The 11,166-nt window shown below is 52.1% G+C and carries 12 protein-coding genes; 6 read left to right on the top strand and 6 right to left on the bottom strand.

Going from position 1 to position 11,166, the window contains the following annotated elements:
• Nucleotides 1-2: 2 nt before the first annotated feature.
• The 3 genes from D9736_RS14305 to cueR are packed head-to-tail and all read left to right on the top strand — an operon-like array spanning nt 3 to nt 3,741.
• On the top strand, nt 3-2,165 hold the full coding sequence (locus tag D9736_RS14305) for a type I secretion system permease/ATPase (RefSeq protein WP_130258560.1): 2,163 nt from the start codon (nt 3-5) through the stop codon (nt 2,163-2,165).
• On the top strand, nt 2,162-3,337 hold the full coding sequence (locus D9736_RS14310; protein WP_130258561.1) for an HlyD family type I secretion periplasmic adaptor subunit: 1,176 nt from the start codon (nt 2,162-2,164) through the stop codon (nt 3,335-3,337). The genes D9736_RS14305 and D9736_RS14310 overlap by 4 nt, the downstream gene beginning before the upstream one ends.
• Nucleotides 3,334-3,741 carry a Cu(I)-responsive transcriptional regulator gene (gene cueR / locus D9736_RS14315; protein ID WP_001026752.1) on the top strand — a complete coding sequence of 136 codons (408 nt, stop codon included), beginning with the start codon at nt 3,334-3,336 and terminating at the stop codon, nt 3,739-3,741. Before D9736_RS14310 ends, cueR begins: the two co-directional genes overlap by 4 nt.
• Before the next feature lie 3 nt (nt 3,742-3,744).
• Here cueR and D9736_RS14320 read toward each other — a convergent pair whose 3' ends face one another.
• The 3 genes from D9736_RS14320 to D9736_RS14330 are packed head-to-tail and all read right to left on the bottom strand — an operon-like array spanning nt 3,745 to nt 5,470.
• Nucleotides 3,745-3,948: a hypothetical protein gene (locus tag D9736_RS14320; protein ID WP_130215523.1), complete on the bottom strand. Its 204-nt coding sequence runs from the start codon at nt 3,946-3,948 to the stop codon at nt 3,745-3,747.
• Nucleotides 3,945-4,367 (bottom strand): hypothetical protein, encoded by a 423-nt coding sequence (locus tag D9736_RS14325; protein WP_130215525.1) that lies wholly within the window; start codon nt 4,365-4,367, stop codon nt 3,945-3,947. Before D9736_RS14325 ends, D9736_RS14320 begins: the two co-directional genes overlap by 4 nt.
• 53 nt (nt 4,368-4,420) lie before the next feature.
• Complete coding sequence (locus D9736_RS14330) at nt 4,421-5,470, bottom strand: YadA-like family protein (protein WP_240779345.1); 1,050 nt, start codon at nt 5,468-5,470, stop codon at nt 4,421-4,423.
• Nucleotides 5,471-6,201: 731 nt separating this feature from the next.
• Between D9736_RS14330 and D9736_RS14335 the strand changes: the two genes are divergently transcribed.
• The gene (locus D9736_RS14335; protein WP_001001643.1) at nt 6,202-6,564 is read left to right on the top strand and encodes a hypothetical protein; all 363 of its coding nucleotides are present in this window, start codon (nt 6,202-6,204) and stop codon (nt 6,562-6,564) included.
• Nucleotides 6,565-7,249: 685 nt separating this feature from the next.
• Here D9736_RS14335 and D9736_RS14340 read toward each other — a convergent pair.
• Both D9736_RS14340 and D9736_RS14345 read right to left on the bottom strand, forming a co-directional pair.
• Entirely contained in the window at nt 7,250-7,708 is a 459-nt protein-coding gene (locus D9736_RS14340) for an NfeD family protein (protein ID WP_130206345.1), read from the bottom strand.
• The gene (locus D9736_RS14345; protein WP_000904498.1) at nt 7,705-8,622 is read right to left on the bottom strand and encodes an SPFH domain-containing protein; all 918 of its coding nucleotides are present in this window, start codon (nt 8,620-8,622) and stop codon (nt 7,705-7,707) included. The genes D9736_RS14340 and D9736_RS14345 overlap by 4 nt, the downstream gene beginning before the upstream one ends.
• Nucleotides 8,623-8,766: 144 nt before the next feature.
• Between D9736_RS14345 and fetA the strand changes: the two genes are divergently transcribed.
• A complete protein-coding gene (gene fetA / locus D9736_RS14350; protein WP_130258563.1) occupies nt 8,767-9,444 on the top strand; it encodes an iron ABC transporter ATP-binding protein FetA in 678 nt (225 codons plus the stop codon).
• Nucleotides 9,431-10,210 (top strand): iron export ABC transporter permease subunit FetB, encoded by a 780-nt coding sequence (gene fetB, locus D9736_RS14355; RefSeq protein ID WP_130258564.1) that lies wholly within the window; start codon nt 9,431-9,433, stop codon nt 10,208-10,210. Before fetA ends, fetB begins: the two co-directional genes overlap by 14 nt.
• A 72-nt stretch (nt 10,211-10,282) precedes the next feature.
• Here the strand turns inward: fetB and cnoX are convergent, their stop codons facing one another.
• Entirely contained in the window at nt 10,283-11,137 is an 855-nt protein-coding gene (gene cnoX / locus D9736_RS14360; protein ID WP_001295322.1) for a chaperedoxin, read from the bottom strand.
• Nucleotides 11,138-11,166 lie beyond the last annotated feature (29 nt).

Below are 11,166 nucleotides of genomic sequence, written 5' to 3' on the forward strand. Positions count from 1 at the left end.
TAATGAAAAAAAATGCCCAGTCCGTGGAAGCCTGGCTGGAGGCGATGATCGCCGTGGCGCGTTATTACCGCCTCGATTTTTCTCAGGAGAACGTGCGCGCGACCGTCAACTGGGAGCGCGACAGCAAGCGGGAAGAGTTACTTACCGATATGGCGCGGCAACTGGGGATGGGGCTGCGGCTGGTGGAGTTTTCCGCCGATTCGCTTAACCCCTGGCGGCTGCCGTTGATCGCGGTGTTTGATAATCAGCAGGTCGGTGTGATTACTCGCCGCGATAACCACGACAATATCAGCATTCAGTTCAGTGGTGACGAAGGGCTGGAAACCACGCTTAACGTCGCGGATGTTGAAGATAAAATCGTCGAACTGGCGCTGCTGCGCCCGCTCAGTGCCATCCCCGATGCGCGGGTGGATGACTATATTCGCCCGTATCAGGCGAACTGGTTCTGGAGCCTTTCGCTAAAAGACTGGCGGCGCTATGGCGATATTATGCTGGCGTCACTGGTGGCGAACGTGCTGGCGCTGGCGGCGATGATTTTCTCGATGCAGGTTTACGACCGGGTGGTTCCGGCGCAATCGTACCCGACGCTGTGGGTGCTGTTCGCTGGGGTGATGATGGCGATCCTGTTTGAGTTTTGTATGCGCATGGTGCGCACGCACCTCTCGGATATGATTGGCAAACGGGCGGATCTGCGTATTTCGGACCGCGTGTTTGGTCACGCATTACGGCTGAAAAATAACGTGCGCTCGAAATCCACCGGATCGTTTATCTCGCAGATCCGCGAACTGGAATCGGTGCGGGAGCTTATTACTTCCACCACCATCGGCGCGGTGGCGGATCTGCCGTTCTTCCTGCTGTTTGTCTTTATTCTGTGGATGATTGGCGGCTGGCTGGTGCTGGTTGTTTTGCTGGCGCTGCCTTTATTAGTGATCCCCGGCCTGCTGGTGCAACGCCCGCTGGCGCGGCTGGCGAACGAAGGGATGCGCGAGTCAGCGGTACGCAACGCTACGCTTGTGGAAGCGGTGCAGTCGATTGAAGACATTAAACTGCTGCGCGCCGAGCAGCGTTTTCAGAATCAGTGGAATCACACCAACGACGTGGCCTCGTCCATCAGCATGAAGCAACGTTTTCTCACCGGGCTGCTGCTCACCTGGACCCAGGAAGTGCAATCCATCGTCTACGTGGTGGTGCTGTTGGTGGGCTGCTTTATGGTGATGAACGGCGACATGACCACCGGCGCGCTGGTCGGGACGACGATTCTGGCTTCGCGCACCATTGCGCCGCTGTCGCAGATATCCGGCGTGCTCTCGCGCTGGCAGCAGGCGAAAGTGGCGCGCAATGGCCTGGATGAACTGATGAAGCGCCCGGTGGATCAGCCGGAGCACGGCAAACTGGTGCATAAAGCGGTGCTGCACGGCAATTATCAGTTCAGTAACGCGGTGTTTTATTACGATGAAGAAGAGAAGATTGCCGATGTGGCGATTGGCAAACTCAACATTCAGGCCGGAGAGAAAATCGCCATTCTCGGGCGCAATGGCGCGGGCAAATCAACGCTGCTGCAAATGCTCGCCGGAATGCGTATCGCCCAGCAGGGGCAGGTGCTGCTGGATAACATCAGCATCGGGCAGCTTGATCCGGCAGATCTGCGCCGCGACATGGGGCTGCTCAGCCAGACCGGGCGACTGTTCTTCGGCTCGCTGCGGGAAAACCTCACCATGGGGATGCCGGAAGCCAGCGATGAAGATATCGAACGCGCGTTAACCCTCAGCGGGGCGCTGCCCTTTGTGCAGAAGCAGAAAAATGGCCTCAACTACATGATTCAGGAAGGGGGATTTGGTCTTTCTGGCGGTCAGCGGCAAACGCTGCTGTTGGCGCGGCTCCTCATCTCTCAGCCGAATATTGTCCTGCTTGACGAACCCAGCGCCTCGCTGGATGAAATGGCGGAAGCGCATTTAATCGAACAACTGAAACAGTGGATTGGACATCGCACGCTGGTCATCGCCACTCACCGCACGGCGATGCTGCAACTGGTCGACAGAATCATCGTGATGGATCAGGGGCGGATTGTGATGGATGGCACGAAAGAGGCCATTTTGCGTGAACAGGGCGAACCCACGGCGCGACGGGTGGTGTTGCAGGAGAAGAATAAGGGGTCTGCCGCATGAACGGACAACTGCAATATAACCGTGGCCTGACTGAACCCCGCCTGCCGCGCTCGGCGCTGGCGGTACGAGTGACTGTCGTCATGCTGCTCTGTTTTCTCGGCTGGGCGTGGTATTTCCAGCTTGATGAAGTCACTACCGGCAGCGGCACGGTAGAACCCTCCGGGCGCGAACAGGTGGTGCAGTCGCTGGAAGGCGGAATTCTGTATCATCTCGACGTCAAGGTGGGCGATATTGTCGAACAGGGCCAGCCGCTGGCGCAGCTTAACCGCACCAAAACGGAATCCGACGTCCAGGAAGCGATGTCGCGCCTGTACGCGGCGCTGGCAACCTCGGCGCGGCTGCGGGCGGAAGTGAGTAATAAACCGCTGGTCTTCCCTGACGAACTGAATAAATTCCCCGAACTTATCGAGTCGGAAACGGCGTTGTACAACACTCGCCGCGACGGGCTGAACAAAGCCACCACCGGGCTGACGCAGGGGATTAGCCTGGTCAACCGTGAACTGGCTATGACCCAGCCGCTGGTGAAACAAGGGGCTGCGAGCAGCGTCGAAGTGCTGCGCCTGCAACGCCAGGCCAATGAACTGGAAAACAAACTTAGCGACGTGCGCACGCAATACTACGTTCAGGCGCGGGAAGAGTTAGCGAAAGCCAATGCGGAAGTGGAAACTCAGCGTTCGGTGATCCGTGGACGGGAAGACTCCCTCACCAGGCTCAACTTTACTGCGCCAGTTCGTGGCATTGTTCAGGATATTGATGTCACCACGGTTGGCGGCGTCATTGCCCCCGGTGGTAAACTCATGACCATCGTGCCGCTGGATGAGCAACTGCTGATTGAGGCAAAAATCTCCCCGCGCGATGTGGCGTTTATCCATCCGGGGCAAAAATCGCTGGTGAAAATAACCGCTTACGATTACTCCATCTATGGCGGCCTGCCGGGGGAAGTGGCAGTGATATCACCAGACACCGTGCAGGATGAAGTGCGGCGCGATGTTTATTACTATCGGGTGTACATTCGCACTTTCAGCAACCATCTGGAAAATAAACATAAACAGCAGTTTCCGATATTCCCCGGTATGGTGGCGACGGTCGATATCCGCACCGGCAAAAAAAGCGTGCTGGATTATCTGTTGAAACCCTTTAACAAAGCACAGGAGGCGTTGCGCGAACGATGAACATTAGCGATGTAGCAAAAATTACCGGCCTGACCAGCAAAGCCATTCGCTTCTATGAAGAGAAGGGACTGGTGACACCGCCGATGCGCAGCGAAAACGGTTATCGCACCTACACGCAGCAGCATCTCAACGAACTGACCTTACTGCGCCAGGCACGCCAGGTGGGCTTTAACCTGGAAGAGAGCGGCGAGCTGGTGAATCTGTTTAACGACCCGCAGCGTCATAGCGCCGATGTAAAACGTCGTACGCTGGAGAAGGTGGCGGAGATCGAACGGCATATCGAAGAACTGCAATCCATGCGCAACCAGCTACTGGCGCTGGCGAATGCCTGCCCCGGTGATGACAGCGCCGACTGCCCGATTATCGAAAATCTCTCCGGCTGCTGCCATCATCGGGCGGGGTGAAAATCAGTTAATCCCCGTTTGCACCGAAAGAATATGTTGCAAACTTTCTACCATAATGCGCCCCGACTGAAATAAGCCTTCCTGGATTTCGTTGTTAACATTCACAGCGTGCACCAGGGAGGCTAATAATGCTACTTGCAAGAAGGCAAAAATAAACGCACCGATAATCATAATATGCGTCAGGGCCATTTTCTTTTGCTCCTTCATTTTAAATAGCCCACAAACTGGCCTTCTTTCATTAAGGCGACTTTTCCTGTGTGATGATAAACAATGACGTTATACAGACCCGACTGATAAACCGTAGCATCGGTATTATCTTCATCTATGGCACATAGTGAATCATTGAGATAAGCAAAGTTTTTACTGCTCATTCTGAAAGTGACGCCAAATCCTTTATAAATGGATTTTTTAGCGGCCTGGGCATGTTGTGCGGCTTCTGCATTTTTAAATGCCTGTGCCTCGGATGCACTTAAAATAGCCGCCTGACGCTGTTGTTCTGCGAGATAACAGGTGTCATGACTGACGCCCTGCGCCTGGCAATCTGCGATGCGGGAAGTGGGTGAACTACAGCCAGCCAGTAATATAACCGCCAGCAGGGAAAACGATTTAATGGTGCTATTCATCATTGTTAACCTTAAATAATGTGCGGAAAATTGCGAATAAGAAATTGCTATTAAAATTAGAACGAATATCCCACGCCGACACCTGCGCCGAAATCAGATTGTGTATCCGCTGAGACTCCCGCTTTAATTACCGTATGAATTCCAGCATTAAAAGATGTTCCGACAGACACCGCAGATTCACCGTTGAAGGTTCCTGCTCCCGCTGACACCATCATTAAATCACCGGTTTTCACCTGCGGCTGTGAGGCAATGGCAATGGCTGACGCGATCCCCGCATTAGCATCTTTACGGTTATCTTCAACTTCGTTTTTCAGCGAACTGAAATTGTTATTGAGCGTCGTAATCTGCTGGCTATTATCCGCTACTCGTTTTTGCGTGTTGCTTAACTGCTGATGTGTTTGGGTTGCGTCTTGTGTCAGGCTGTCAATTTGTTCATGCGTTTGCGTTGAGTCTTGCGCCAGACGCTGAATTTGCTCCCCATACTGCACACTATCGATATGTTGTTGAGTTGCCTGGTTAGTCGCAAGGGTATCAATTTTCTGTTTTTGTTCTGCTGCAATACGCACATTCGCATCATTTTGTGCGGTTAGTCTGGCGTTAACCATCTCCTGATAATGTGCGCTGGTCTGGGCATCGCCAAGTGCAGAAACCGTTTTTTGCGTCGCGTCGATTTGCTTCTGCTGATCGGTAATTTGTTGCTGCTGGGTGTCTGCTTGTTCCTGCTGCGCGTTGGTAGCGGCTGTCTGTCTGGCGTCAATCATGCCCTGATATCGGGCGGCAGTCTGTACATCACCGGTGGCAGCAACGGTTTTCTGGGTTTCGTCGAGCTGTTGCTGCTGGTCAGCAATATCGCTGCGGTTCTGTTCGATATTATTTTTATTTTCCGTCACGGCAGCGGAGAGTTTGACGCCGTTCAGCAGTGCGGTGTTGGCGTTAGCGTTCGCATGGTCAGCCGTTGACTGGGCATGTGCGACATCGCCTTTTATGGTGCTGACGTCTGACTGTACGGCGGAGACATCATTGCGGGCGTCGGTGATGGCGGCTTTATTGGCATCAATATCCGTCTGCGCCACCATAATGGCATGATGCGCGTCATCGGCTTTCAGCGATGCCCAGTTGGCAGTGTGCTGCGCGTTCTGAATGGCGGTATCCTGCCCGTTGTCGCGGTCGATCTGCGCTTGATTGGTTATCGGGTTCAGCGTACTGGTAGGCTGTACGGGAGAAGCAGTTGTATCTTCCTGAGGCGTTGTAGTTTTGTAATCATGCGCAATCAGGTAATTTTGTGCGGCTGCGCTATTTCCTGTCCTTTCTAAAAATCGACCAATTTTCTGATCAATTTCCATTTGCGACATTCCTGGCTGGATTGCCGCTAATTCTGTCGCTGCTGCCTCAACAGTATCACCCGCAAACGCAGATGGACTTACCGCGGTAGCAACAACGACAGCCAGTAAAGACAGCTTTACAGTTTTCATGCATTTTTTCTCGTTCAAAGTAAGTCACAGGTTTGTTTCTATAAGCAACGTATAACGTTGTTATAAGAATTAATTTGCGTTGCAATTTAATCGAAATCTACGCCGCCATTTGTGTGATGTAAAGCGCGTTTTTGTCTTGTGTAAGCGTAAGCATCACCTAGAATAAACAAAAAATGTTTCTTATATAAATAAAATTGAAAATCATTTTGTGCTCTTTCAATGTAAAAAAGAGTAAAGACTTGTTTTGATAAGCGAAATAAATGTTGTTTCTGGGCTAAACGTGAAGCGGTTCCTGATGTGTGCTAGAATGCGTTTCTTTGATAAATCTCAATTTTTAAGAGGTTTACGCCAGGCAGGAAAATTAAATGAATGAATTTGAGAAGATTTTTAATGAAATGAATCTGGACAGAGCGCTGCTCCCCATCCTTTTTCGTTCGAATCGCTCTACGGTGTGGAAGTATTTAAGCGGCGATAGTACGGCTCCTGCCTCTGCCATGTCGCTGATCATGCTGTTGCAGTTGATCCAGAAGAGAAACCCCGATCTGTTAGCCGAATGGTTAACGCTTTCTGATTTCACCATTCCGCCAGAAGTTTACCTGGACCAGCCTGATTACTGGAAAGGGTGGGTGTATACCCAACATAAGGTCAATAAAAACGTCCTGGAATATCTAAAAAAACACTATCCGGATGAAGACCAAAAAAACATGAATAAAGGTAGTGACGAGTAATTTGCCAATGCCAGTTAATATGGCGGAGGCGGCCTACGATTCGGGCGCAGACTTCCAGGCATGATAAGACGCGTCCGCGTCGCATCAGGCATCGGCGCATAACCGCCGGATGCGGCGTAAACGCCTTATCCGGCCTACGGTTGAGTGCAGTTTTCCAGGCATGATAAGACGCGCCCGCGTCGCATCAGGCACCGACGCATAACTGCCGGATGCTGCGTAAGCGCCTTATCCGGCCTACGTTCGGGCGCAGACTTCCAGGCATGATAAGACGCGTCCGCGTCGCATCAGGCATCGGCGCATAACCGCCGGATGCGGCGTAAACGCCTTATCCGGCCTACGTTCGGGCACAGACTTCCAGGCATGATAAGACGCGTCCGCGTCGCATCAGGCATCGGCGCATAACCGCCGGATGCGGCGTAAGCGCCTTATCCGGCCTACGTTCGGGCACAGACTTCCAGGCATGATAAGACGCGTCAGCGTCGCATCAGGCATCGGCGCATAACCGCCGGATGCGGCGTAAACGCCTTATCCGGCCTACGTTCGGGCACAGACTTCCAGGCATGATAAGACGCGTCCGCGTCGCATCAGGCATCGGTGCATAACCGCCGGATGCGGCGTAAACGCCTTATCCGGCCTACGGTTCGGGCACAGTTTTGTAGGCATGATAAGACGCGTCAGCGTCGCATCAGGCGATGACCGCACGGATAATCAGCGTTATCCCTTCAATCGCAATCACCTCAACATGCGTACCTGCGCCGAGATCCTCGCTGGCGCTGACAGGCCATGAACTGTCACCGACGCGCATATGACCGCGCCCGTTGACCAGCGGAGATTCCAGCACAAAACGTCGGCCAATCAGCTGTTGACCGCGCTGGTTTAAATGACTGTCACTGTGCTTTTGTTCGCGTACGCCTCGTGCCAGCCATTTCCACCACAGCCAGGCGGCGAGCAGCGTCAGGACGGCAAACATCACCCCTTGCCACTCCCAACCCAGCGGCAGCAGCCAGACCACCAGGCCAGTAATCACTGCTGCCACGCCGCTCCACAACAGATAACCATTGCCGCCCAGCATTTCGGCCGCCAGCAGCAAACCGCCGAGACTCAGCCAAAAAATATGCGGATGGATAGCTATCATCTCGATCATGATTTATTTCGCTCGTTCGCGCTGTCTTTCACCAGTTCAGCAATCCCGGCAATCGATCCCATCAGGCTGCTGGCGTCTAATGGCATCATCACCACTTTGCTGTTACTGGAGGAACCAATCTGCTGTAACGCTTCGGTGTATTTCTGCGCCACGAAGTAATTCACCGCCTGAATGTCACCAGAAGCAATGGCTTCAGACACCATTTGGGTCGCGCGGGCTTCCGCTTCGGCAGAACGTTCACGCGCTTCGGCCTGTAAGAATGCCGACTGACGTTCGCCTTCCGCTTTCAGGATTTGTGACTGTTTTTCACCTTCGGCTTTGAGGATTTCCGCCTGACGGATCCCTTCCGCTTCAAGGATGTAAGCGCGTTTGGTACGTTCCGCTTTCATCTGCGCGTTCATCGAAGAGATAAGCTCAGCCGGTGGGCGCACATCGCGAATTTCAATACGGGTGACTTTTATCCCCCACGGATTAGTGGCTTCATCGACAATATGCAGCAGACGCGAGTTAATGCTGTCGCGCTGAGAGAGCATTTCATCGAGTTCCATCGAACCCAGAACGGTACGGATGTTGGTCATGGTCAGGTTGATGATTGCCAGTTCCAGATTGCTGACTTCATAAGCCGCGCGCGGGGCATCAATCACCTGAATAAAGCAAACGGCGTCGATAGTGACGTTGGCGTTATCTTTCGAGATAACTTCCTGGGATGGGATGTCGAGCACTTGCTCCATCATATTGATCTTACGACCAATGCGGTCCATAAACGGCACCACCAGACTTAGCCCCGGCTGTAACGTTTTGGTATAACGACCAAATCGTTCTACCGTCCACTGATAGCCCTGCGGAACGATTTTGACGCCCGCGCCAACAATGACCAGCGCGACAAAAATGAGAATCGGGATAAAAATAAGCATCGGAAAAACCTCCTGTTGTACCGTCCATAAAGAGCAAAATTGCTGCTTGATTAAACAAATTATACCTGATTACTGAAAGAGAGTTCCCCCTTATTCTTGCGGAGGATAAACTGTTTTTAGTAAAAATCAGAAAAGGGATGGGCAATGCAGGAAAATAGTCTTTTGCTCCAACTGCAAAATGTTGGATATCAGGCGGGCGATACGAAGATTCTAAATAACATCAATTTTTCGCTGCGTGCTGGCGAATTTAAGTTAATTACCGGCCCTTCCGGCTGCGGCAAAAGTACGCTACTAAAAATAGTTGCTTCATTAATCAGCCCGACCAGCGGAACGTTACTGTTTGAAGGTGAGGATGTCAGCACACTAAAGCCAGAAACCTATCGCCAACAAGTTTCTTACTGCGCCCAAACGCCGGCTCTGTTTGGCGACACGGTCTACGATAACCTGATCTTTCCCTGGCAGATCCGTAACCAGCAGCCTGACCCGGCCATTTTTCTCGATTTTCTCGAACGTTTCTCCTTGCCGGACACCATTTTGACGAAAAATATCGCCGAGCTATCCGGGGGTGAAAAACAACGCATCTCATTGATTCGTAACCTACAATTTATGCCGAAGGTTTTATTGCTTGACGAAATCACCAGTGCGCTGGATGAAAGCAACAAACGCAACGTCAATGAGATGATCCACCGCTATGTACGTGAGCAAAATATTGCGGTGTTGTGGGTGACGCACGATAAAGACGAAATTAATCATGCGGATAAGGTGATTACGCTGCAACCGCATGCCGGAGAAATGCAGGAAGCACGCTATGAACACGCATAATATTACCAACGAGTCACTGGCACTGGCATTAATGCTGGTGATTGTCGCAATCTTAATTAGCCATAAAGAAAAACTGGCGCTGGAGAAAGATATTCTCTGGAGTGTGGGGCGCGCGATAATTCAGCTGATTATTGTCGGCTATGTGCTGAAGTATATTTTCAGCGTTGATGATGCCAGCCTGACATTATTGATGGTGTTATTTATCTGCTTTAATGCGGCGTGGAATGCGCAAAAGCGCAGTAAATATATTGCTAAAGCTTTTATCTCATCGTTTATTGCCATTACGGTCGGGGCGGGAATTACCCTGGCGGTGCTGATTCTCTCAGGGTCGATTGAATTTATCCCGATGCAGGTGATCCCTATCGCCGGGATGATTGCCGGTAACGCCATGGTAGCGGTGGGGTTGTGTTACAACAATTTAGGGCAACGGGTCATTAGCGAACAGCAACAGATTCAGGAGAAACTGAGTCTTGGCGCGACGCCGAAGCAGGCTTCAGCGATATTGATTCGCGACAGTATTCGCGCGGCTTTAATTCCGACGGTCGATTCAGCAAAAACGGTTGGCTTAGTGAGTTTACCAGGAATGATGTCCGGGCTGATATTTGCCGGGATTGATCCGGTGAAGGCGATTAAATATCAGATTATGGTGACCTTTATGCTGCTCTCAACCGCCAGCTTGTCGACCATTATTGCCTGTTATTTAACCTATCGTAAGTTTTACAATTCGCGCCACCAGTTGGTGGTGACGCAATTGAAGAAGAAATAATGCGATGCCTGATGCGACGCTGGCGTCTTATCAGGCCTGCAAACCTGCACAGCATCGCATTTCAACGGAAAATCAATACAACAACGCATACAGCTGGCGGCGATACTTCGACGCCAGTGCATCACCCGTACCCAGCGCAGCGAGGATCTCCTGGAACGTTTTACGTGTCTGACCGTCTGCGGCGGTGAGATCTTTACGCAGATGTCCGAACAGTAACTCCAGCGCCTCTTCATTGCGCCCAACCTGATGCAGTTGCAGCGCCAGTTGCGTCGCCAGTGCGGCATCTTCTGGATTCTCTGCCACCTGCTGTTGCAGCTGCTGAATTTCCGGCGTATCTGCCGCCTGCTTCAGCAGTTCGATTTGCGCCACCAGCCCCTGGTAGCGGGTGTCCTGATCCTGCAACGGAATGGTTTTCAGCACCGCTTCTGCATCTTCAGAACGGTTCAGCGCAATCAGCGTTTCTGCCAGCAGCAGGCCGATTTCCCCGTTCTGATTCGACAACTGCCAGGCGTCTTTCAGCAATGGCAGGGCGTCGGTGTAATTGCCTTCCTGCATCAGTTGCATCGCCTGCTGCGCTTTCAGCTCTTCTTCGCGCGGCAGCACTTTATCCAGCAGGGCGCGGATCGCTTCTTCCGGTTGCGGTCCCTGGAAGCCGTCTACCGGTTGCCCGTTCTGGAACAGATACACGGTCGGAATCGCGCGCAGACCAAACTGGGCGGCAATCATCTGCTCCGCGTCGCAGTCCAGCTTCGCCAGAATAAATTGCCCGTTGTACTGCGCCGCGAGGCTTTCCAGAATTGGGGTTAACTGCAAACAGTGCTGGCTACGTTCAGACCAAAAATAGAACAGCACAGGTGTGGTCATTGACTGTTCAAGAACCTGTTGCAGGTTAGATTCGTTAATGTTGACAATATTTTCTACGGACATGGAGTCGCTCTCTGTTGTCGATATTTTCT

The sequence above is a fragment of the Escherichia sp. E10V10 genome (genome assembly GCF_004211985.1).
In the GTDB taxonomy this organism is placed as follows: Bacteria; Pseudomonadota; Gammaproteobacteria; order Enterobacterales; family Enterobacteriaceae; genus Escherichia.